This is a genomic window from Variovorax sp. YR750 (genome assembly GCF_900109805.1).
In the GTDB taxonomy this organism is placed as follows: Bacteria; Pseudomonadota; Gammaproteobacteria; order Burkholderiales; family Burkholderiaceae_C; genus Variovorax; species Variovorax gossypii.
On sequence record NZ_FOBJ01000008.1, the window covers coordinates 96,014 to 117,329 of the forward strand.

The 21,316-nt window shown below is 66.2% G+C and carries 18 protein-coding genes; 8 read left to right on the forward strand and 10 right to left on the reverse strand.

The annotated features are described in order from the left end of the window. Nucleotides 1-1,131, reverse strand: coding sequence for a PQQ-dependent sugar dehydrogenase (locus tag BMY35_RS17665; protein ID WP_093201618.1), 1,131 nt, complete (start codon nucleotides 1,129-1,131; stop codon nucleotides 1-3). A gap of 241 nt (nucleotides 1,132-1,372) precedes the next feature. On the opposite strand from BMY35_RS17665, the gene BMY35_RS17670 reads away from it, so the two are divergent. Further along, a complete protein-coding gene (locus BMY35_RS17670) occupies nucleotides 1,373-1,948 on the forward strand; it encodes a C40 family peptidase (protein WP_093201621.1) in 576 nt (191 codons plus the stop codon). A 117-nt stretch (nucleotides 1,949-2,065) separates the two neighbouring features. On the opposite strand, the gene lpdA is transcribed toward BMY35_RS17670, so the two are convergent. The 4 genes from lpdA to aceE are packed head-to-tail and all read right to left on the reverse strand — an operon-like array spanning nucleotide 2,066 to nucleotide 8,933. Then, a complete protein-coding gene (lpdA, locus tag BMY35_RS17675; protein ID WP_093201624.1) occupies nucleotides 2,066-3,892 on the reverse strand; it encodes a dihydrolipoyl dehydrogenase in 1,827 nt (608 codons plus the stop codon). Further along, nucleotides 3,889-4,482, reverse strand: coding sequence for an Ntn hydrolase family protein (locus BMY35_RS17680; RefSeq protein WP_093201627.1), 594 nt, complete (start codon nucleotides 4,480-4,482; stop codon nucleotides 3,889-3,891). The genes lpdA and BMY35_RS17680 overlap by 4 nt, the downstream gene beginning before the upstream one ends. After that, on the reverse strand, nucleotides 4,479-6,149 hold the full coding sequence (gene aceF, locus BMY35_RS17685) for a dihydrolipoyllysine-residue acetyltransferase (RefSeq protein WP_093201629.1): 1,671 nt from the start codon (nucleotides 6,147-6,149) through the stop codon (nucleotides 4,479-4,481). The genes BMY35_RS17680 and aceF overlap by 4 nt, the downstream gene beginning before the upstream one ends. A 57-nt stretch (nucleotides 6,150-6,206) precedes the next feature. Then, nucleotides 6,207-8,933, reverse strand: coding sequence for a pyruvate dehydrogenase (acetyl-transferring), homodimeric type (gene aceE / locus BMY35_RS17690; protein WP_093201632.1), 2,727 nt, complete (start codon nucleotides 8,931-8,933; stop codon nucleotides 6,207-6,209). A 241-nt stretch (nucleotides 8,934-9,174) separates the two neighbouring features. On the opposite strand from aceE, the gene BMY35_RS17695 reads away from it, so the two are divergent. The 5 genes from BMY35_RS17695 (at nucleotide 9,175) to BMY35_RS17715 (ending at nucleotide 16,104) form a co-directional block, all read left to right on the forward strand. After that, nucleotides 9,175-11,715: a PAS domain-containing sensor histidine kinase gene (locus BMY35_RS17695; protein WP_093201634.1), complete on the forward strand. Its 2,541-nt coding sequence runs from the start codon at nucleotides 9,175-9,177 to the stop codon at nucleotides 11,713-11,715. After that, a complete protein-coding gene (locus BMY35_RS17700; protein ID WP_012747279.1) occupies nucleotides 11,712-12,344 on the forward strand; it encodes a response regulator transcription factor in 633 nt (210 codons plus the stop codon). Before BMY35_RS17695 ends, BMY35_RS17700 begins: the two co-directional genes overlap by 4 nt. Nucleotides 12,345-12,423: 79 nt before the next feature. After that, nucleotides 12,424-13,275, forward strand: coding sequence for a bifunctional methylenetetrahydrofolate dehydrogenase/methenyltetrahydrofolate cyclohydrolase FolD (folD, locus tag BMY35_RS17705; protein WP_093201637.1), 852 nt, complete (start codon nucleotides 12,424-12,426; stop codon nucleotides 13,273-13,275). A gap of 99 nt (nucleotides 13,276-13,374) precedes the next feature. After that, on the forward strand, nucleotides 13,375-15,423 hold the full coding sequence (locus BMY35_RS17710) for a M3 family metallopeptidase (RefSeq protein ID WP_093201639.1): 2,049 nt from the start codon (nucleotides 13,375-13,377) through the stop codon (nucleotides 15,421-15,423). A gap of 30 nt (nucleotides 15,424-15,453) precedes the next feature. Beyond that, complete coding sequence (locus BMY35_RS17715; RefSeq protein WP_093201642.1) at nucleotides 15,454-16,104, forward strand: glutaredoxin family protein; 651 nt, start codon at nucleotides 15,454-15,456, stop codon at nucleotides 16,102-16,104. Nucleotides 16,105-16,119: 15 nt separating this feature from the next. Here BMY35_RS17715 and rpiA read toward each other — a convergent pair whose 3' ends face one another. Next, on the reverse strand, nucleotides 16,120-16,833 hold the full coding sequence (rpiA, locus tag BMY35_RS17720; RefSeq protein WP_093201645.1) for a ribose-5-phosphate isomerase RpiA: 714 nt from the start codon (nucleotides 16,831-16,833) through the stop codon (nucleotides 16,120-16,122). 40 nt (nucleotides 16,834-16,873) lie between these two features. Between rpiA and BMY35_RS17725 the strand changes: the two genes are divergently transcribed. Beyond that, a complete protein-coding gene (locus BMY35_RS17725; protein ID WP_093201648.1) occupies nucleotides 16,874-17,953 on the forward strand; it encodes a quinone-dependent dihydroorotate dehydrogenase in 1,080 nt (359 codons plus the stop codon). Between the two features lie 18 nt (nucleotides 17,954-17,971). On the opposite strand, the gene BMY35_RS17730 is transcribed toward BMY35_RS17725, so the two are convergent. The 4 genes from BMY35_RS17730 to BMY35_RS17745 form a co-directional block, all read right to left on the reverse strand. After that, nucleotides 17,972-18,685, reverse strand: coding sequence for a phage holin family protein (locus BMY35_RS17730; protein WP_093201650.1), 714 nt, complete (start codon nucleotides 18,683-18,685; stop codon nucleotides 17,972-17,974). 57 nt (nucleotides 18,686-18,742) lie between these two features. Further along, the gene (locus tag BMY35_RS17735; RefSeq protein WP_093201653.1) at nucleotides 18,743-19,039 is read right to left on the reverse strand and encodes a glycine zipper domain-containing protein; all 297 of its coding nucleotides are present in this window, start codon (nucleotides 19,037-19,039) and stop codon (nucleotides 18,743-18,745) included. 152 nt (nucleotides 19,040-19,191) lie between these two features. Then, a complete protein-coding gene (locus BMY35_RS17740; RefSeq protein ID WP_093201656.1) occupies nucleotides 19,192-20,295 on the reverse strand; it encodes an NAD(P)/FAD-dependent oxidoreductase in 1,104 nt (367 codons plus the stop codon). A gap of 47 nt (nucleotides 20,296-20,342) precedes the next feature. Further along, nucleotides 20,343-20,465 carry a stereocilin gene (locus BMY35_RS17745; protein WP_093201658.1) on the reverse strand — a complete coding sequence of 41 codons (123 nt, stop codon included), beginning with the start codon at nucleotides 20,463-20,465 and terminating at the stop codon, nucleotides 20,343-20,345. Nucleotides 20,466-20,683: 218 nt separating this feature from the next. Between BMY35_RS17745 and BMY35_RS17750 the strand changes: the two genes are divergently transcribed. Continuing rightward, nucleotides 20,684-21,286, forward strand: a complete 603-nt coding sequence (locus BMY35_RS17750) for a peptidoglycan recognition protein family protein (protein ID WP_093201661.1) — start codon at nucleotides 20,684-20,686, stop codon at nucleotides 21,284-21,286. Nucleotides 21,287-21,316 lie beyond the last annotated feature (30 nt).

Genomic DNA, 21,316 nt, shown 5'->3' on the forward strand with positions numbered 1-21,316 from the left:
TCAATTCGGCCGCAGGCGCAGCAGCTTGCCGTCGGCTTCGTCGGTCAGCACGTAAAGCAATCCGTCAGGCCCCTGCTTCACGTCGCGGATTCGGGCGCGGCCCTCGGCCAGCAGCTTGTGCTCGGCGGCCACCTTGCCGCCCTTCAGCTCGATACGGTCGAGATAGCCGAATTTGAGCGAGCCGACGAACAGGTTGCCCTTCCAGGCGGCGCCGTAGCGGTCGCTGGTCAGAAACGCCATGCCGGAGGGTGCGATCGACGGCACCCAGTAGTGCAGCGGCTGCTCCATGCCTTCCTTGGCCGTGATGCCGTCGCCGATCTTGCCGCCGCCATAGTTCTCGCCGTAGGTGATGACGGGCCAGCCATAGTTGCGGCCTGCCAGTGGAATGTTGATCTCGTCGCCGCCCTGCGGGCCGTGCTCGGTCATCCAGAGGCGGCCGTCGGGCGCGAGCGTGGCGCCCTGCCCGTTGCGGTGTCCGTAGCTCCAGATTTCGGGCAGCGCGCCCGCCTTGCCGACGAAGGGGTTGTCCTTGGGCACCGAGCCGTCCTTGGCGATGCGCACGATCTTGCCCAGATGGTTGTCGAGCTTCTGCGCGTCTTCCTTGCGGCTGAAGCGGTCGCCGAGCGTGAGGAACAGCGTGGCGTCACGCGCCTCGACGATGCGGCAGCCGAAGTGATTGCGGCTGGCCACCTTGGGCTGCTGGCTGAAGATGATCTTCAACTCCTCCAGCCTCGTGCCGTCGGCCGACAGGTTGGCGCGGGCCAGCGCCGTGCTGTTGGCGGAGCCGGCGGCATCGGGCTCGGAGAAGCAGAAATACAGCGTGCGGTTCTTCTCGAAGCCGGAGTCGGCCAGCACGTCGAGCAGGCCGCCCTGGCCGCCTGCCGCAATGGGAGGCATGCCGGCGATGGGAGCACCGACCTTGCCGTCGGCGCCGACCAGCCGGAGGCGGCCGGGCCGCTCCGTCACCACGAAACGGCCGCCAGGCAGGAAGGCGACGCCCCACGGATTTTCGAGACCCGTGGCCACCGTCTCGGGCCTGGTCTGGGCCGCAGCGGCCGCGCAGAAACCGATTACCGTGACAAATGTCCAGCGGCGAAAAGAAATCAAAGACGGGGAGCACTGCAAGTTCATGACTTTTCCGTGAAGTTGCATGGATCTTGTCGATAAATAACGACCGAATCCAGCAAAACCCTTGGTTCTCCCGACTCGCGAAGGCCTTTTCGCGGTCAACCGTTTATGGAGCATAAACGTTCGTCGTTACATTTTTTCTTTGGCCGAATCGAAATTTTCCATGTAAATCAATGACTTACAGAGGGATTCGCTAATTCTTTTTAAATTGACATAACCGCACGTCATCAATATCCTACGCGCCATGCGTTTTTTCGTCCTACCCGCGTCCCTCCTCTTTGCCGTTGCAGTCCATGCAGCCCCCCAACAGGAAAAGACCGATGACGAGCTGGCACGAATGCTTGCCGACAAAGGTCTGATCGGACAACTCAAGCAGGTTCGTCAAACCGTCACCGAACGCACCTCCGACCTGGTGGTGACCGCCATCGGATTCCTCGGCGTTCCCTACCGTCGCGGCGGCAACACCGCCGAATCGGGTTTCGACTGCAGCGGCTTCGTCCGCGCCATGTACAACCAGACGGTCGGCCACATGCTCCCCCGCCGCGCCGAAGAGCAGGCCGCCGCCACCGAGAAGATCGACCGCGATCAGCTCAAGCCCGGCGACCTCGTGTTCTTCAACACCATGCGCCGCGCCTTCAGCCATGTCGGTATCTACGTCGGCGAAGGCAAGTTCATCCATTCCCCCCGCTCCGGCGCCCAGGTTCGCGTGGAAGACATGAACGGCAGCTACTGGCAGCGCCGCTTCGACGGTGCCCGCCGCGTGGTCGGCGGACCGGCGGACGAAGTGAAGGCCGCGGCTGTCGCCAATACCGGCAACTGAGCCCCGCCCTCTTCCCGGTTTACTGATCTCCTGATCAAGGACGAAAAAAAATCCCGCCTCGGCGGGATTTTTTTATGGGCGTCCGGTCGGTCGACCGGCGCCTTCAGCTCTTTTCCGTCAGCTCTTCTTCTGCGGCGGCAGGTCCGTGCAGGTGCCGTGAGCCACTTCCGCCGCCATGCCGATGCTCTCGCCCAGCGTCGGGTGCGGATGGATGGTCTTGCCGATGTCGATCTCGTCCGCGCCCATCTCGATCGCCAGCGCGATCTCGCCCAGCATGTCGCCGGCATGCGTGCCGACGATGCCGCCGCCCAGGATGCGGTGCGTCTCCGCGTCGAACAGCAGCTTGGTGAAGCCTTCGTCGCGGCCGTTGGCGATGGCGCGGCCCGAAGCGGTCCACGGGAAGTGCCCCTTCTTGACCTTGATGCCCTCGGCCTTCGCCTGGTCCTCGGTCAGGCCGACCCACGCCACTTCGGGGTCGGTGTAGGCCACGCTCGGAATCACGCGGGCGTTGAAGGCCGCGCTCGACAGCTCCTTGTCGCCCTTCAGCTCGCCGGCAATGACTTCGGCCGCCACGTGCGCCTCGTGCACCGCCTTGTGCGCCAGCATGGGCTGGCCCACGATGTCGCCGATGGCGAAGATGTGCGGCACGTTGGTGCGCATCTGGATGTCGACCGGGATGAAGCCGCGGTCGCTCACCGTGACACCAGCCTTCTCGGCGCCGATCTTCTTGCCGTTGGGGCTGCGGCCCACGGCCTGCAGCACCAGGTCGTACACCTGCGGCTCCTTCGGCGCGTTCTCGCCCTCGAAAGTGACCTTGATACCTTCCTTCGTGGCTTCGGCGCCGACCGTCTTGGTCTTGAGCATGATGTTGTCGAAGCGCGGCGCGTTCATCTTCTGCCAGACCTTCACGAGGTCGCGGTCCGCGCCTTGCATCAGGCCGTCGAGCATTTCGACCACGTCCAGGCGCGCGCCCAGCGTGGAGTACACAGTGCCCATCTCGAGGCCGATGATGCCGCCGCCCAGGATCAGCATGCGCTTGGGGTCGGTACCCATCTCGAGCGCGCCGGTCGAGTCGACCACGCGCGGATCCTTCGGCATGAAGGGCAGGCTCACGGCCTGCGAGCCGGCCGCGATGATGGCACTGCGGAACTTCACGGTCTGCTTGCTGCCAGTGGTGTCCCAGCTGGTGCCGGAGGTTTCCTCGACCTCGATGTGATACGGGTCGATGAAGTTGCCGACGCCGCGCAGCACCGTCACCTTGCGCATCTTGGCCATGGCCGTGAGGCCGCTGGTGAGCTTGCCCACCACCTTGTTCTTGTGGCCGAGCAGCTTGGCGCGATCGACCGTCGGGGCGGCGAAGCTCACGCCGAGATCGGCGAAGTGCTTGACCTCGTCCATGACGGAGGCCACGTGCAGCAGCGCCTTCGAAGGGATGCAGCCCACGTTCAGGCACACGCCGCCGAGGGTGGCGTAGCGCTCGATCAGCACGACCTTCAGGCCGAGGTCTGCGGCGCGGAAGGCCGCCGAGTAGCCGCCGGGGCCGGCGCCGAGCACGATCACGTCGCACTCGACATCGACCTTGCCGCCGTAGCTGGACACGGCCACGGCCGGTGCAGCGGGGGCCGGCGCGGGAGCAGCCGCCTTCGGTGCAGGAGCCGCTGCCGCCGGGGCGGGCGCCGCCGCTGCGGGCGCGGGGGCCGCGGCACCGTCGACTTCCAGCGTCAGCACCACCGAGCCTTCCTTGACCTTGTCGCCCACCTTCACCGCGAGCGCCTTCACCACGCCGGCGGCGGACGACGGGATCTCCATCGAGGCCTTGTCCGATTCGACCGTGATCAGCGACTGCTCGGCCTTGACCGTGTCTCCGACATTGACCAGCACCTCGATGACCGCGACTTCGTCGAAGTCGCCGATGTCGGGCACCTTGATTTGTTGTTCGCTCATTTGGACACTTTCAGTTTGAGTGTGAGAACGTCGACCGGTGGGGCCGAATTGCGATCGAATTCGCAGGCGGCGGCGATGCCCGCCTCCGCCACGTCGCGCGACGTGCGCGACTTGATGTCATAGGCCGCGTGCATGGCGCCGAGCGCAAAGCTGCGTCCCGAGCCGATGGCCCAGAACTCCTTGAACTCGAACACCTCGCGGTAGCTGTAGATGCCGTAGATGCCGCTCTGGTTGGCCATCAGCATCGTGAACTGGCTCGACTCGTAGGGCTCGTGCTCGTCTTCCTTGGTCTGCATGAAGAACGAGTCCTTCAGCACCGGATGCAGCATCGTGAAGGTGCGGAAGATCTCGTGCTTGCTGCCGAACATCAGCTGCTCGCGCGGCTGCGCGGCCAGCGCGTGCTGCAGCACCAGGAAGTGCGCGGCGGCGCCGGCCACGGCGAACAGGCTCTGTCCCGCCGCGTCCTCGACGGTGAAGATCTTCTGGTTCGCCTCGGCGCGGTGCGAGAGCCGCGTGTCGCCGAAGGTCACCAGAGAATCGGCTGCCATCGTGACCTGGCCACCCTTGCGGACGGCCACTACGGTGGTCATAGCAGGATACGGCGATAGTCCGCGAGCACTTGCCCCAGGTAGGCGTTGAAACGCGCAGCCAGGGCGCCGTCGATCACGCGGTGGTCGTACGACAGCGACAGCGGCAGCGTGAGGCGCGGCACGAATTGCTTGCCGTCCCACACCGGCTTCATCTGACCCTTGGAGAGGCCGAGGATGGCCACTTCGGGCGCATTGATGATCGGCGTGAAATGCGTGCCGCCGATGCCGCCGAGCGAGCTGATCGAGAAGCAGCCGCCCTGCATGTCTGCCGAGCCGAGCTTGCCGTCGCGCGCCTTCTTGGCGAGCTCGCCCATCTCGGCGCTGATCTGCAGGATGCCCTTCTTGTCGGCATCCTTCAGCACCGGCACCACGAGGCCGTTGGGCGTGTCGGCCGCGAAGCCGATGTGGTAGTACTGCTTGTAGACGAGCTGGTCGCCGTCCAGGCTGGTGTTGAACTCGGGGAATTTCTTCAGCGCCGCGACCACCGCCTTGATGACGAAGGCCAGCATCGTCACCTTGACGCCCGACTTCTCGTTCTCCTTGTTGGTGGAGACGCGGAAGGCTTCGAGTTCGGTGATGTCCGCTTCGTCGTTGTTGGTGACGTGCGGGATCATCACCCAGTTGCGGTGCAGGTTCGCGCCGCTGAGCTTCTTGATGCGCGACAGGTCCTTGCGCTCGACCGTGCCGAACTTGGTGAAGTCGACCTTGGGCCACGGGATGAGGCCCAGCGCCGCACCGTCGGCACCGCCGCCAGCCGGCGCCTTGGCCGCCGAGGCCTTGGTGCTGGCCTGGCCACTCATCACGGCCTTGGTGAAGCTCTGGATGTCTTCCTGCGTGATGCGACCCTTGGGACCGGAGCCCTTGACCTCCTCGAGCGGCACGCCGAGTTCGCGCGCGAACTTGCGCACCGAAGGCGAGGCGTGCGGCAGGCTGCCGGTGGGAGCGACCGTCGGGTTGTGGGCGGGAGCCGCTGCGGCGGGTGCAGGCGCCGCGGCAGCCGGAGCAGGAGCGCTTGCCGTGGCGGCTGCCGGAGCGGCAGCGGCTGCTGCAGCCTGGGCAGGTGCCGGAGCAGCCGCACCGGCGGCGCCTTCGAGCACGGCGATCAGGTCACCGATGTTGACCGTGTCGCCCACCTTGACCTTGAGTTCCTTGAGCACGCCGGCAGCCGACGACGGGATTTCCATCGAGGCCTTGTCCGACTCGACCGTGATGAGCGACTGCTCGGTCTTGATCGAGTCGCCCACCTTCACGAGCACTTCGATGACCGCGACGTCCTTGAAGTCGCCGATGTCGGGCACCTTGACCTCGACCGGGCCGGAAGCCGCGGGTGCGGCGGCAGGAGCCGGCGCGGGCGTTGCCGCGGCCGGTGCAGGCGCTGCGGCAGCCGGGGCCGCGGCAGGCGCAGGAGCCGGTGCTGCGGCACCCGCTCCTTCGGCCTCGAGCACGAGCACCACCGAGCCCTCTTTCACCTTGCTGCCGACCTCGACCTTCAGTTCCTTGACCACGCCGGCGGTCGACGACGGAATTTCCATCGAGGCCTTGTCCGACTCCACCGTGATGAGCGACTGCTCGGCCTTGACCGTGTCGCCCACCTTCACGAGCACCTCGATCACCGCGACTTCATCGAAATCGCCGATGTCCGGCACCTTCACTTCCACTGCTGCCATATCGTTGTCTCCCGCCGTCAGGCGCCGTTCGTTCGTTGATTGGTTGTTGATTGGGGATCAGGCGTAGAGCGGGTTGACCTTGTCGACATTGATGCCGTACTTCTTGATCGCTTCCACCACCTTGGCAACCGGCACGATGCCGTCTTCGCTCAGGGCCTTGAGCGCAGCCACCACGATGTAGTGGCGGTTGACCTCGAAGTGCTCGCGCAGCTTGCTGCGGAAGTCGCTGCGGCCGAAGCCGTCGGTGCCCAGCACCTTGTAGTTGCGGCCCTTCGGCACGAAGGGGCGGATCTGCTCGGCGTAGGCCTTCATGTAGTCGGTCGAGGCGACCACCGGGCCGGTCGAGGCGGCGAGCTGCTCGGCCACGAAGGGCACGCGCGGCGTCTGGTCGGGGTGCAGCAGGTTCCAGCGGTCGGCGTCCTGGCCGTCGCGGGTGAGCTCGTTGAAGCTCGGGCAGCTCCACACGGAAGCCGACACGCCCCAGTCCTGTTCGAGCAGTTCCTGTGCGGCAAAGCTTTCGCGCAGGATGGTGCCGCTGCCCAGCAGTTGCACGGTCGGCGCTTCCTTGCCCTTGGCGGCCTTGATCGCAGGGCCCTGCTTCGACAGGTACATGCCCTTGATGATCTGCTCTTCGGTGCCGGGCTGGAGGCCGGGCATCGCGTAGTTCTCGTTGAGCAGCGTCAGGTAGTAGTAGACGTTGTCCTGCTTCTCGACCATGCGCTTCAGGCCGTGGTGCAGGATCACGCCGACTTCATGCGCGAAGGTCGGGTCGTAGCTCACGCAGTTCGGGATGGTGTTGGCCAGGATGTGGCTGTGGCCATCTTCGTGCTGCAGGCCTTCGCCGTTCAGCGTGGTGCGGCCCGAGGTGCCGCCCAGCAGGAAGCCGCGCGCCTGCATGTCGCCGGCAGCCCATGCCAGGTCGCCGATGCGCTGGAAGCCGAACATCGAGTAGTACACGTAGAACGGCACCATGATTCGGTTGTTCGTGCTGTACGACGTGGCCGCCGCGATCCAGCTCGACATGCCGCCGGCCTCGTTGATGCCTTCCTGCAGGATCTGGCCGGACTTGTCTTCCTTGTAGTACATGACCTGGTCCTTGTCGACCGGGGTGTACTGCTGACCGTGCGGGTTGTAGATGCCGATCTGGCGGAACAGGCCTTCCATGCCGAAGGTGCGCGCCTCGTCCACGAGGATCGGCACCACGCGCGGGCCCAGCGCCTTGTCGCGCAGCAGTTGCGTGAGGAAGCGCACATAAGCCTGCGTGGTCGAGATCTCGCGGCCTTCGGCCGTGGGCTCCATCACCGCCTTGAAGGTGTCGAGCGACGGCACCGTGAAGCTCTCGTCGGCCTTGACGCGGCGGTGCGGCAGGTAGCCGCCCAGCGCCTTGCGGCGCTCGTGCAGGTAACGCATTTCCGGCGTGTCGTCGGCCGGCTTGTAGAACGGCAGCTCGGCGATCTGGCTGTCGGGAATCGGAATGTTGAAGCGGTCGCGGAAGGCCTTGATGTCCTCGTCGCCGAGCTTCTTGGTCTGGTGGACCGTGTTCTTGCCCTCGCCGATCTTGCCCATGCCGAAGCCCTTGACGGTCTTCACGAGCAGGACGGTCGGCTGGCCCTTGTGGTTCTGGGCCGAGTGGAAGGCGGCGTACACCTTCTGCGAGTCATGGCCGCCGCGCTGGAGGTTCCAGACCTCGTCGTCGGTCATGTGCTCGACCATCTTCAGCGTGCGCGGATCCCGGCCGAAGAAGTTCTTGCGGACGTAGGCGCCGTCGTTGGCCTTGAAGGACTGGTAGTCGCCGTCGTTGCACTCCATCATGATCTTGCGCAGCGCGCCGTCATGATCCTTCTCGAGCAGGGCGTCCCAGCCCTTGCCCCAGATCAGCTTGACGACGTTCCAGTTGGCGCCGCGGAACTCGCCTTCGAGCTCCTGGATGATCTTGCCGTTGCCGCGCACCGGACCGTCGAGGCGCTGCAGGTTGCAGTTGATGACGAAGATCAGGTTGTCGAGGTTCTCGCGTGCCGCCAGGCCGATGGCGCCCAGCGATTCGACTTCGTCCATTTCACCGTCGCCGCAGAACACCCAGACCTTGCGGTTCTCGGTGTTGGCGATGCCTCGTGCGTGCAGGTACTTGAGGAAGCGCGCCTGGTAGATCGCCATCAGCGGGCCAAGGCCCATCGACACCGTGGGGAACTGCCAGAACTCGGGCATCAGCTTGGGGTGCGGATAGCTGGAGAGGCCCTTGCCGTCGACTTCCTGGCGGAAATTAAGCAGTTGCTCTTCGGAGAGACGACCTTCGAGGTAGGCGCGGGCGTAGATGCCGGGAGAGACGTGGCCCTGGATGTAGAGCAGGTCGCCGCCGTGGTTCTCGCTCTCGGCGTGCCAGAAGTGGTTGAAGCCGGCGCCGAACATGCTGGCCAGCGAGGCGAAGGAGCCGATGTGGCCGCCCAGGTCGCCGCCCTCGGGCGGATGGTGGCGATTGGCCTTGACCACCATGGCCATCGCATTCCAGCGCATGTAGGCGCGCAGGCGCTGTTCGATCTCGAGGTTGCCGGGGCTGCGAGCCTCCTGCGAGGGTTCGATGGTGTTGACGTAGCCGGTGTTGGCCGAGAACGGCATGTCGACCGTGTTCTGCCGCGCATGTTCGAGCAACTGCTCGAGAAGGAAGTGGGCCCGCTCCGGCCCCTCGCTCTGGATGACGGAGGACAGTGCATCCATCCATTCACGGGTCTCCTGGGCGTCCGCATCGTTTGCGGCCGAGCCGAACAGGTTCTCGGGATTTGCCGACATGCTTGTCTCTCCTTTTAGGGCAGTGGCTGTAATTTAAGTGCGCCGTATGGCGAACGCGGCGGAGTTTCGCATAGAAACATCGCAATTTCAAATAGTGCTCATTGATTTCTTGATATGAAATTTTAAGAACAACGTGAGCCTGCAAAGCCCGCCGCAAAACCTGTCTTGCCAAGCCGCATCCGTCATGCCGGATACCCGCGCCAGGCGTGGCAAGCCGAGGGGGCGAGCCTAGAATCCGCGCATGCCTCTCTCCTCTCCGCTGGCGGTTGCCCGCAGTGCCGTGAACGCCTCGCCGCTGTCCTGGTGGCGCAGGTGGTGGCGACGCCAGACTCCGGTGCTGCAGGACGCGGTCGCCATGCTCGCGCCGATGGCGGCCGTGCTGCTGTTCCTCGCCGCCATCGTTTCCGCCTTCTGGTATCTGCGCACCGAGGAGGTCGAGCGTGAGCAGGAGTCGGTGCGCCGCGACGTCGAGTACGCGCAGCAGCGCATGCGCCTGCGGCTGCTCGAGCGGCAGGAACAGCTGATGCGCATCGCGCGCGATGCCTCCAACCGGGAGATCGACCCCGTCGAGTTCACCAGCCGCGCCGAGTCGCTGGTGAGCCAGTTCCCCGAGCTGCAGACCATCACCTGGATCGACGACCGCCGCCGCTTCAAGGCCGGCTACGCGGCGCCCAGCGTGCACCCGGCGCAGCAGCACCTGATCGGCGACGTGCTGCGCCCCGGCGACATCGAGAGCAATTACGCGCTGGCCCGCGAGCTGCGCCAGCCGGTCTATTCGCAGCCCGTGGCCGGCGGCGACCCGGCGTCGATGCTGCAGCTGCATATTCCCCTCTTCGACCAGGGCCTGTTCGCAGGCGTGGTGCTGGGCGAATTCTCGGTCGACGGGCTGCTGCGCTACGGCATGCCTTCCGAGGTGCAGGCGCGCTACGCGGTGTCGCTGCTCGACGCCAAGGGCCATGTGATCGCCGGCAACACCACGAACCTGAAGGAAAGCGGCACGCGCCTGCTGCCCTGGAGCGAGCGCACGAACGAATACGAAGTGCCGGTGTCCCCGGTCGGCAATGCGCTGGTGCTGCGGGCGCAGGCCTACCGCACCTCCCAGGGCGTGGTCGGCAACGGGCTCTTCTGGCTGGTGTGCGCGCTCAGCGTGCTCACCAGCTGGATGCTGATCGGCACCTGGCGACACACGCGTCGCCGGCTGCAGGCGCAGCAGCGGCTGGTGGCCGAGACCAACTTCCGTCGGGCGATGGAGAACTCCATGCTCACCGGCATGCGCGTGCTCGACCTGCAGGGCCGCATCACCTACGTCAACGCCGCCTTCTGCGCGATGACGGGCTGGAGCGAGGAAGAACTGGTCGGCCAGTCGCCGCCTTTCCCCTACTGGCTCGAATCCGACCGCGAGGTGATGAACGAGCGGCTCGAGGAAGAACTGCACGGCCGCGCCCTGCCCGGCGGCTTTCAGGTGCGCGTGAAGCGCAAGAACGGCAGCGTGTTCAACGCCCGCCTCTACGTGTCTCCGCTGATCGACGCGCGCGGCCACCAGACCGGCTGGATGACGTCGATGACCGACATCACCGAGCCCACGCGCATCCGCGAGCAGCTCTCGGCCTCCTACGAGCGCTTCACCACGGTGCTGGAAGCGCTCGACGCGGCGGTGTCGGTGGCTCCCATCGGCAGCGAGGAACTGCTGTTCGCCAACAAGCTTTATCGCCTGTGGTTCGGCTCCGACACCGTGGGCCACCTGGGCATGGTCGCGCAGGCGGGCGTGCCGGCCTCGAATGCGCACGACGAGGGCCTTGACGACGTGGACCCGTACGCCGGCCTGCCGATCGACACGCTCACCGCCGCGCAGACCGCCAACAACGAGATCTTCGTGCCCCACCTCGGCAAGTGGCTCGAGGTGCGCTCGCGCTACCTGACCTGGGTGGACGGCCGGCTTGCGCAGCTGGTGATCGCCACCGACATCACGCAGCGCCGCGACGCCGAGGAACAGGCCGCCGCGCAGGCCGACAAGGCCCAGGCCGCCAGCCGCCTCATCACCATGGGCGAGATGGCCTCCAGCGTGGCGCACGAGCTCAACCAGCCGCTGACCGCCATCACCAACTACTGCAACGGGATGATGTCGCGCATCAAGGGCCAGTCGATCGACAACGACGCCCTGCTCGCCGCGCTCGAGAAGACCTCGAAGCAGGCCCAGCGCGCGGGCCAGATCATCCAGCGCATCCGCTCCTTCGTGAAGCGCAGCGAACCCAACCGCACGCCGGCCGACGTGGCCACCATGGTAAGCGAGGCGGTGGAGCTCGCCGGCATCGAGCTTCGCCGGCGCAACGTGCGCCTGAACCACTACGTGGCCGCGCGGCTGCCGGTGGTGCGGGTCGACCCCATCCTCATCGAGCAGGTGATGGTCAACCTGCTGAAGAACGCGGCCGAATCCATCGATCTCGCCGACCGTCCGCTGGCGCGCCGCAGCGTCGAGCTACGCGTGCTGCCCAAGGTGATCGAGGGCCACAACGCCATCGAGTTCTCGGTGCAGGACACCGGCAAGGGCCTGGCGCCCGAGGTGATGGACCGGCTCTACGAGGCCTTCTTCTCCACCAAGCCCGAGGGCATGGGCATCGGGCTCAATTTGTGCCGCACCATCGTCGAGTCGCATCGCGGCCGGATGCAGGCGGAGAACATCTACAATGGCCCGGATGTGATCGGATGCCGTTTTTCCTTCTGGATTCCGGTGTTGGACGCTATCAGTTCCGTAGCTAGCGACGAGGCAAAGGTACCTGCATGAGTTTGATTCCGAAGAAGGGCACGGTCTATGTCGTCGACGACGACGAAGCCGTACGCGATTCGCTGCAATGGCTGCTCGAAGGCAAGGACTACAGAGTCCGCTGTTTCGATTCCGCCGAATCCTTTCTCTCCCGATACGACCCGCGTGAAGTCGCCTGTTTGATAGTCGACATCCGCATGGCCGGCATGACCGGCCTGGAGCTGCAGGATCGCCTGATCGAACGGCGCTCCCCGCTGCCCATCGTGGTCATCACCGGCCACGGCGACGTGCCGATGGCGGTCGACAGCATGAAGAAGGGCGCGATGGATTTCATCCAGAAGCCCTTCAACGACGAAGAACTCGTCACGCTGGTCGAGCGCATGCTCGAACATGCGCGCGGCGCCTTCACGCAGCACCAGCAATCGGCCAGCCGCGACGCGCTGCTGTCCAAGCTCACGGGCCGCGAGGCGCAGGTGCTCGAGCGCATCGTCGCCGGCCGCCTGAACAAGCAGATCGCCGACGACCTGGGCATCAGCATCAAGACGGTCGAGGCGCACCGCGCCAACATCATGGAAAAGCTCAACGCCAACACCGTGGCCGATCTGCTCAAGATCGCGCTGGGGCAGGCGGCGCCAGCGGCCAAGGCCTAGAAGCAGCTATCCGCCCGATAGCGACGAATGACCCCCACGCCTGCGCAAGCGGGCGTTTTTACTTGGAAAATCGAAACCGATGACCGCCCAACTGATCGACGGCAACGCCCTCGCCAAAACCATCCGCGCCGAGGTGTCCGGCCGCACCGCCGCACTCAAGGCCCGTGGCGTGAACCCGGCCCTTTCCATCATCCTCGTGGGCGAAGACCCGGCCAGCCAGGTCTATACCAAGCACAAGGTCAACGACAGCGCCCAGACCGGCCTCGACGCCACGCTCGAGACCTACCCCGCCGACATGAGCGAGGCCGACCTGCTGGCCCGCATCCGCACGCTCAACGATGACCCGAAGGTGCACGGCATCCTGGTGCAGCTGCCCTTGCCCAAGCACATGGACAGCCAGAAGGTCATCGAGACGATCTCGCCTGCCAAGGACGTCGACGGCTTCCACGTCGCCAGCGCGGGCGCGCTGATGACCGGTGCGCCCGGCTTCTGGCCCTGCACGCCGCACGGCTGCATGAAGATGCTCGAATCCATCGGCTACGACCTGCGCGGCAAACACGCCGTGGTCATCGGCCGCAGCAACATCGTCGGCAAGCCGATGGCCATGATGCTGCTCGCCAAGAGCGCGACCGTGACCATCTGCCACAGCGCGACGAAAGACCTCGGCGCCATCACGCGCCAGGCCGACGTGATCGTCGCGGCGGTGGGCAAGCTCGACCTGCTCACTGCAGACATGGTGAAGCCCGGCGCGGTCGTCATCGACGTGGGCATGAACCGCAAGGCCGATGGCAAGCTCGCCGGCGACGTCGACTTCGACGGCGTCAAGGAAGTGGCTGGCTGGATCACGCCCGTGCCCGGCGGCGTGGGCCCCATGACGCGCGCCATGCTGCTGGTCAACACCCTTGAAGCCGCAGAGCGCGCCGCAAGATAAGAATCAGCCTGTCGCTTGCCCGCTGCCTGCAGCCGCCTTTACGGGCGGTTCCGCAGCGGCTCCCGAAATGGCCCCGTCAGTTCGAACAGGATTTCTCCAATGACCAACCCGCTCCTCGATTTCACCGATCTCCCTCTGTTCGACAAGATCAAGCCGGAGCACGTGTCGCCCGCCGTCGATGCGCTGCTGGCCGATGCCGAGGCCGCGCTGCAGACCGTGACCGCGCCCGGGTTTCCCGCCGACTGGAACGCCATCTCCAAGGTGCTCGACGTGGCCTCCGAGCGCTTCAGCCGCGCCTGGGGTGCCGTCGGCCATCTCAACGCCGTGGCCGACACGCCCGAGCTGCGCGCCGCCTACAACGAGGCGATGCCGCGCGTCACCGCCTTCTGGACCCGGCTGGGCTCCGACGAGCGCCTGTATGCCAAGTACAAGGCCATCGACGTCGGCACCCTCAACGCAGAGCAGCGCCAGGCGCACAGCAACGCGGTACGCAACTTCGTGCTGGGCGGCGCCGAGCTGCAGGGCGAGGCCAAGAAGCGCTTCGCCGACATCCAGGAACGCCAGGCCGAGCTGAGCCAGAAATTCAGCGAGAACGCGCTCGACGCCACCGACGCCTTCGCGTACTACGCCAATCTCGGCGAGCTCGAAGGCGTGCCTGAAGATGTGGTGAGCGCCGCGCGCGCGGCCGCCGAGGCCGATGGCAAGGAAGGCTACAAGCTCACGCTGAAGATGCCGTGCTACCTGCCGGTGATGCAGTTCGCCAAGAGCAGCGCACTGCGCGAGAAGCTCTACCGCGCATACGTCACGCGCGCCAGCGAGTTCGGGGACGCGGCCTTCGACAACACCGCGCTCATCACCGAGATCCTCGCGCTGCGCGAGGAAGAAGCCAAGCTGCTTGGCTACAGGAACTACGGCGAGCTGTCGGTCGTGCCGAAGATGGCCGAGTCGCCCGAGCAGGTCGTGAAGTTCCTGCGCGATCTCGCGACCAAGGCCAGGCCCTACGGCGAGCGCGACCTTGCCGATCTGCGGGTCTTCGCGGCCCAGCAGCTGGGCATCACCGATCCGCAGCCCTGGGACTGGAGCTATATCGGCGAGAAGCTCAAGGAAGCGCGCTACGCCTTCAGCGAGCAGGAGGTGAAGCAGTACTTCCCGGCGCCGAAGGTCATGGCCGGGCTGTTCAAGATCGTCGAGACGCTGTTCGAGGTGTCGATCCGCCGCGATTCGGCGCCCACCTGGCATCCGAGCGTCGAGTTCTATCGCATCGAGCGCGCAGGCCAGAAGGTCGGCCAGTTCTACCTCGACCCCTCCGCCCGTGCCGCCAAACGCGGTGGCGCCTGGATGGACGACGTGCGCGCCCGCTGGCTGCGCCCCGACAACGGTGCGCTGCAGACGCCTGTCGCGCAACTGGTGTGCAACTTCGCCAGCGGCGTCGACGGCAAGCCGCCGCTGCTCACGCACGACGACGTGACCACCCTCTTCCACGAGTTCGGCCACGGCCTGCACCACATGCTCACGCAGGTGAACGAGCGCGACGTCTCGGGCATCAGCGGCGTCGAGTGGGACGCGGTCGAGTTGCCGAGCCAGTTCATGGAGAACTTCTGCTGGGAGTGGGACGTGCTCAAGCACATGACGGCCCACGTCGACACAGGCGAGCCGCTGCCGCGCGCCCTCTTCGACAAGATGACGGCGGCCAAGAACTTCCAGAGCGGCCTGCAGACGCTGCGCCAGATCGAGTTCTCGCTGTTCGACATGCTGCTGCACACCGAGTACCACGCCGCCACTGCCAAGCCCGGCGACGTGATGGCGCTGCTGGGCCACGTGCGCGACGAGGTGGCGGTGATGCCCTCGCCTGCGTTCAGCCGCACGCCGAATACTTTCAGCCACATCTTCTCGGGTGGCTACGCTGCCGGCTACTACAGCTACAAGTGGGCCGAGGTGCTGAGCGCCGACGCCTACGCGGCCTTCGAGGAAACCGTGGGCGCCGACGGCGAGCCGAACATCGAGACCGGCCGCAAGTACCGCCAGGCCATCCTGGAGGCCGGCGGCAGCCGCAGTGCCATGGATTCGTTCAAGGCCTTCCGCGGCCGCGAACCCCAGCTTGATGCGCTGCTGCGACATCAGGGCATGGCCGAGCCCCAGCCCGCTTGATGCGACGCTGAAGCTTGCGATACTCGGGCGATGCATCCGATTTACAAAATCTCACCATTGCATCGCCTGACCGGCCTTGCCCTTGTGCTCGTTGCCGCGGGCGCCATGGCGCAACCCATCTACCGCCAGGTGGACAAGAACGGCAAGGTCACCTTCTCCGACCGGGCGCCCACCGCCAGCAGCGAAGCGGCATCGGGCTCGCAAGGCTCCGCCACCTCATCCAGCGCCGGCGCGGGCCTGCCGTACGAACTGCGCCAGGTGGCCCAGCGCTACCCCGTCACTCTCTACAGCGGCGACGAGTGCTCCCCCTGCGGCGCGGCCCGCACCCTGCTGGTGACGCGCGGCATTCCCTTCGAGGAACGCACGGTCAAGAGCAACGAGGAAATCGAGGCGCTGCAGCGCCTGAGCAGCCAGAGTTCGCTGCCGCTGCTCACCATCGGATCGCAGCAGCTCAAGGGCTACTCCGATGCCGAGTGGTCGCAGTACCTCGACGCGGCCGGCTACCCCAAGAGCAACAGCCTGCCAGCGGGCTACCGCAACGGGCAGGTCCGCCCCCTGGTCGCGCAGCAGGCGGCACCTGCGTCCCGAGCCGCCGCGCCGGCACCGACCGCACAGCCCGCGCCACTGCCGCCCGCATCGAGCGATCCGAGCCCGAGCAACCCGGCGGGTATCAAGTTCTGACCTGGGCCGCCGGCCTCAGGCGGCGAATTCCATCGTCTTCACGCCTTCCGAGGTGCCCAGCAGGCACACGCCGGCCTTCTGGTGGGCGAAGACGCCGACCGTCACCACGCCCGGCCACTGGCTCACGGTGGATTCGAAAGCCAGCGGATCGGTGATCTTCAGGCCGGTGACATCGACGATGTGCTGGCCGTTGTCCGTGACCAGCGGCAGGCCGTCCTTCTCTCGCACCTGGGCGATGCCGCCCATGGCCGCGAACTGGCGCATCACGCGGCGGGCCGCCATCGGAATGACTTCCACCGGCAGCGGAAAGGCGCCCAGCACCTCCACCAGCTTGGATGCGTCGGCGATGCAGACGAACTTTCGCGACTGGGCCGCGACGATCTTCTCGCGCGTGAGCGCGGCGCCGCCGCCCTTCACCATGAAACCGCGGTGATCGATCTCGTCGGCGCCGTCGATGTAGACCGACAGTTCCTCCACCTCGTTGCTGTCGAACACCGGGATGCCGAGGGCCCGCAGGCGTTCGGTCGAGGCGACCGAGCTGGAGACCGCGCCCTTGATCTCGTCCTTGATCGTGGCCAGTGCGTCGATGAACTTGTTCACCGTCGAGCCGGTGCCGACACCGACGATTTCGCCCCTGGCCACGTAGGCCAGCGCGGCGCGGCCGACCTGGGCCTTGAGTTCGTCCTGGGAAAGCGGTTTGGAGGGGGTTGGGGAGGCGGGTGCGGTCATCACGGACAATCCTTGGCTCATTGAAGCCCCGAATTATCCGATGCCCCTGCTGATGCCCTCCTCGCTCTATGGCCTGGCCCGCCCCTTCCTGTTCGGCTTCGACCCCGAGCATGCCCACGAAATCACGCTGGACGGGCTGGCGCGCACCCAGAACACGCCGCTGGCCTGCGCCTATTCGGCGCCGCGCGTCGACGATCCGATCGAACTCGCCGGCTTGAGCTTTCCGAACCGCGTGGGCCTGGCCGCCGGGCTGGACAAGAACGCCCGCTGCATCGACGCCTTCGCCGCCATGGGATTCGGCTTCGTCGAGGTCGGCACGGTCACGCCCAAGGCCCAGCCGGGCAACCCCAAGCCGCGCATGTTCCGCCTGCCGCAGCGCGATGCGCTGATCAACCGGCTCGGCTTCAACAACGAAGGGCTCGACGCCTTCCTGGCCAACGTGCAGAAGGCGCGCTTCCGCAAGAGCGGGAGCGCGAAATCGCCGATGCTGCTGGGCCTGAACATCGGCAAGAACGCCGCCACGCCCATCGAGCGCGCAGTGGACGACTACCTGGCCTGCCTCGACGGCGTCTATCCGCACGCCGACTACGTGACGATCAACATCTCCAGCCCGAACACCGCCAACCTGCGCTCACTGCAGAGCGACGAGGCCCTCGACGCGCTGCTCGGCGCCGTGGCCGAGCGGCGCGAGGCGCTGGCGGCGCGCCACAACAAGCGCTCGCCGCTGTTCGTGAAGATCGCACCCGATCTCGACGAAGCCCAGGTCGCAGTCATCGCCGCCACGCTGAAGCGCCACGGCATGGATGGCGTGATCGCCACCAACACCACGCTCGCGCGCGACGCGGTCAAGGGCCTGCCGCATGCGGAGGAAACGGGAGGATTGTCGGGAGCGCCGGTGCGCGAGGCGAGCAACCGCGTGATCGCCCAGCTGCGCGCGGCGCTGGGTGCGGGCTTCCCGATCATTGGAGTCGGCGGCATTCTCAGCGGCGCCGATGCCAAGGCGAAGATCGCCGCGGGCGCGGACGTGGTGCAGATCTACACCGGGCTGATCTATCGCGGCCCCGCGCTGGTCCGCGAAGCTGCCCAGGCGCTGCTGCGCGATCGCGGCAGCAAGGCCTGAGCGTCCTTCTTCTTTCTTTCAGCGCATGCGCCAGAGCACTGGCGCAATGACTGCGGCCCAGCGCAGCAGCCGCTTCGGCCGGATCACGACCACGGCGGCAGCCGCGACGACGCCCGTTGCGACGGGATGCGCACGCGCGATGCGCAATGCAGCGGCGGCCGCCGATTCGTTGGGCGGGGGCGCATCGTCGTCAGCAGGCCGGGTCTCGCGCCCGCCCTGCATCGTCGCGATGCGCAGGCGCTGGAGCTCCATGCGCGCCAGCAGTTCTTCGCGAGTGACCGGCCTGCGAACGCGGCGCGGCGCCTCTTCCTCGTCGTCCGCCGGGTCCTTGCCCAGTCCGAAGCGCTCCTGGGCCCAGGCCCAGTCGCGCTCGAATTCCTGGCGCGCAGGCAGGAAGCCGTTGGACGCGTTGCGCAGGGTCAGCAGCAAACCGATGGCCGCAGCCAGCCAGAGCGCGATCCAGACGCCCGCCACCGACCATGCGGCAGTGATGCGGTACGGCGTGTCCCAGTAGTTCACCACCACCGCCACCGACAGCAGGGCCACCGTGACCGTGGTCAGCCCCAGCACGGCCAGCGCGAGGAAAAGCATCAGCTTGAGGCGCTGCTTCTCGTCCTCCCAGGCCATGCGCAGCAGTTGCACCCGGTCTTCGGCGGCCAGTGCGCCTTCGGCCGCGGCGATGCGCAGCCGGCGGATCCGGGCATTCAGTCCGAACAGGGACAACAGCCTCATGGGCCGGCTCCCGTCATGTCCGGGCGAAAGATGCTGCTGCTGCGATGCGTGTTCAGGTCAGCGGCGGCCAAGCAGCAGGCCCACCAGCACGCCGACGGCCAGTGCGGCGCCGGCGATCTGCCATGGTTCGTCGTGGGCGTAGGCGTTGGCGGAGGTGGCCGCCTCGCGGGCCTTCTTGGCGGCGAGCTTGCTCTTCTCGGCCGCGAGTTCGCGTGCGATGGCCAGCTTGGTGTCGATGCGCTGGCGCAGCGCCTTGATGTGGGGAACCGAATCCAGGTCCTTGCTTGCCAGCACGCCGCGCACGTCGCTTGCAATGTCTTCGGCTGCTGCTTCAAGATTTTTGGATGCACTCATTGGAAACTTTCCTCCGTGATGACACCGGCACCGCGCCGGCGGCTTCGCGCCGCAAATGGCGTCCTGTCATGTTACAGGCACAAAAGACCCTCGGGCGCGACAGATGTGCAGCTTTTGGCACGCAATACGCTCCATCGCCCGCATGAAGCTCATCAGCCGCCGGCCAGCAGGGCTGCCACATGGCGCCCTATGGCCAGGCTGCTAGTGAGCCCCGGCGATTCGATGCCGAAGAGATTGACCAGCCCCGGCACGCCGTGCGACGCGGGTCCGTCGATCATGAAGTCGGCAGCGGGCTCGCCCGGGCCGGAGATCTTGGGCCGCATGCCCGCATAGCCCGGAATGAGCGCATCGTCGGGCAGCGCGGGCCAGTACTTGCGCACCTCGGCATAGAAGCTGTCGCCGCGCGCGGGGTCGACCACCAGGTCGTCAGGCGAGGACACCCACTGCACATCGGGCCCGAACTTGGCCTGCCCGCCAAGGTCGATCGTGAGATGCACGCCCAGTCCACCCGGCTCGGGCACGGGATAGACGAGGCGCCCGAAGGGCGCACGTCCCGACAGGGTGAAGTAGTTCCCCTTGGCGAAATATTCCTTCGGTACCGCGGCAGGCGGCAGCCCCTCGAAACGACGGGCCAGCGCCGGAGCCCCGAGGCCGGCCGCGTTGACCACGGTGCGGCAGCGCAGCGCAGTGCCGTCTTCAGCCATCAACACGATGGCTTCGCCACCGCATTCGGCGTGCGAGATGGGCGATTTCAGCGCCAGCATGCCGCCCGTGTTCTCGAGGTCGCCGAGCAGGCTCAGCATGAGCGCATGACTGTCGACGATGCCGGTGCTCGGCGAATGCAGGGCCGCGACGCAATGCAGCTGCGGCTCCATCGCGACTGCCTGCTGCCCTGTGAGCAGCACCAGGTCGTCGACGCCGTTCGCGGCAGCCTTCGTCCGGATGACCTCGAGCTGCCCAGCCTGCTCGGGCGATGTCGCCACGATCAGCTTGCCGCAGCGCTGGTGCGGCACGCCGCGCTCGGCCGCATAGGCGTACAGCAGTTCCTTGCCTTCGACGCAGAGCTTCGCCTTGAGCGAGCCCTGCGGATAGTAGATGCCGGCATGAATGACCTCGCTGTTGCGCGAACTCGTTCCCGTGCCGATGGCACCTTCGGACTCGAGCACCAGCACCTCCCGGCCCGCGAGCGCCAAGGCGCGCGCCACTGCCAGCCCCACCACACCACCGCCGATGACGGCGCAATCGATTTCATCCATCGCGCGAGCTTAGCGCGGCTCGCGCGCGGATCGTGGGTTTCACCCCGTCACTGCACGGACGGCGGCGGCTCGGGATCGGTGGGCTCGTCGGGCGCCGTCTCGGCCCCTTCGTCGGGCTCGACAGGCAGGTCCGGTGCGACGGGCGGGGGAACATCGGGATGAGTGGCCATGGCAGCACTCCTTTCCCTTTGGTTCTAGATCACCGCGGCAGGAAAGTCGACAGCCCGCGGCTGCATCTGCCGTCGGCGCATGCCGACACGGACAGCTTACTCATTCGATGCGGACGAGCCGCCTTACTACTTACTGCGACTTGGGGAGCGAGAACGGATGTGTTGTACTGCCCTGCGCTGCCGACGCCCGGCAGGTGCCACATTCTTCAGGGAGAGAAATGTCCACCATCGATGCAAACGGGATGCTGATCGATCCCAAGGTGATCCTCAGGCGTTCATCGGGAATCGAACATGGCGCCCTTCCCAGCGTGCTCGCCATCGTCGTCCACCAGACCGACTCGTCCACCGCCGAATCCAGCCTCAACGGCTATCAGGTAGGAGGCAACGGCGCCCACTTCCTGATCGACAAGAACGGCCAGATCTACCAGACCGCGAGCGTCTTCGCGCGCTGCTATCACGTCGGCAAGCTGATCAAGTCGAAGTGCCTGACCATCAACAAGAGCAGCTGCGACACGGGGGCAATGGCCAAGATGCTGGCGATGTCGTGGGTCAACCAGATCAATGCCATCGACGCCCACGAACGCGCGAAGCCCTACCCCGACCGGTATCCGGTGAACAGCGACTCGATCGGCATCGAGCTGGTCGGCATGCACATCGACGACAAGACCTACGAAGCGGTGACCGCCGCGCAGAATAGCTCGCTCCAGTGGCTGATCGAGGAGCTGTACGCACAGTTCAACCTCAAGGCGGAAGACGTCTACAAGCACCCGACGGTTTCGTACAAGAACCCCGGCGAAGCGAGTTCGGCGATATGGAAGTGAGACTTCGCGCGATATGCCTCGCGGTCGGGG

Excerpts from the sequence above, each read along its gene's own strand:
- BMY35_RS17665 (WP_093201618.1), bottom strand. The coding sequence starts at position 1,131 with ATGAACTTGCAGTGCTCCCCGTCTTTGATTTCTTTTCGCCGCTGGACA.
- BMY35_RS17670 (WP_093201621.1), top strand. The coding sequence starts at position 1,373 with ATGCGTTTTTTCGTCCTACCCGCGTCCCTCCTCTTTGCCGTTGCAGTC.
- lpdA (WP_093201624.1), bottom strand. The coding sequence starts at position 3,892 with ATGAGCGAACAACAAATCAAGGTGCCCGACATCGGCGACTTCGACGAA.
- BMY35_RS17680 (WP_093201627.1), bottom strand. The coding sequence starts at position 4,482 with ATGACCACCGTAGTGGCCGTCCGCAAGGGTGGCCAGGTCACGATGGCA.
- aceF (WP_093201629.1), bottom strand. The coding sequence starts at position 6,149 with ATGGCAGCAGTGGAAGTGAAGGTGCCGGACATCGGCGATTTCGATGAA.
- aceE (WP_093201632.1), bottom strand. The coding sequence starts at position 8,933 with ATGTCGGCAAATCCCGAGAACCTGTTCGGCTCGGCCGCAAACGATGCG.
- BMY35_RS17695 (WP_093201634.1), top strand. The coding sequence starts at position 9,175 with ATGCCTCTCTCCTCTCCGCTGGCGGTTGCCCGCAGTGCCGTGAACGCC.
- BMY35_RS17700 (WP_012747279.1), top strand. The coding sequence starts at position 11,712 with ATGAGTTTGATTCCGAAGAAGGGCACGGTCTATGTCGTCGACGACGAC.
- folD (WP_093201637.1), top strand. The coding sequence starts at position 12,424 with ATGACCGCCCAACTGATCGACGGCAACGCCCTCGCCAAAACCATCCGC.
- BMY35_RS17710 (WP_093201639.1), top strand. The coding sequence starts at position 13,375 with ATGACCAACCCGCTCCTCGATTTCACCGATCTCCCTCTGTTCGACAAG.
- BMY35_RS17715 (WP_093201642.1), top strand. The coding sequence starts at position 15,454 with ATGCATCCGATTTACAAAATCTCACCATTGCATCGCCTGACCGGCCTT.
- rpiA (WP_093201645.1), bottom strand. The coding sequence starts at position 16,833 with ATGACCGCACCCGCCTCCCCAACCCCCTCCAAACCGCTTTCCCAGGAC.
- BMY35_RS17725 (WP_093201648.1), top strand. The coding sequence starts at position 16,874 with ATGCCCCTGCTGATGCCCTCCTCGCTCTATGGCCTGGCCCGCCCCTTC.
- BMY35_RS17730 (WP_093201650.1), bottom strand. The coding sequence starts at position 18,685 with ATGAGGCTGTTGTCCCTGTTCGGACTGAATGCCCGGATCCGCCGGCTG.
- BMY35_RS17735 (WP_093201653.1), bottom strand. The coding sequence starts at position 19,039 with ATGAGTGCATCCAAAAATCTTGAAGCAGCAGCCGAAGACATTGCAAGC.
- BMY35_RS17740 (WP_093201656.1), bottom strand. The coding sequence starts at position 20,295 with ATGGATGAAATCGATTGCGCCGTCATCGGCGGTGGTGTGGTGGGGCTG.
- BMY35_RS17745 (WP_093201658.1), bottom strand. The coding sequence starts at position 20,465 with ATGGCCACTCATCCCGATGTTCCCCCGCCCGTCGCACCGGACCTGCCT.
- BMY35_RS17750 (WP_093201661.1), top strand. The coding sequence starts at position 20,684 with ATGTCCACCATCGATGCAAACGGGATGCTGATCGATCCCAAGGTGATC.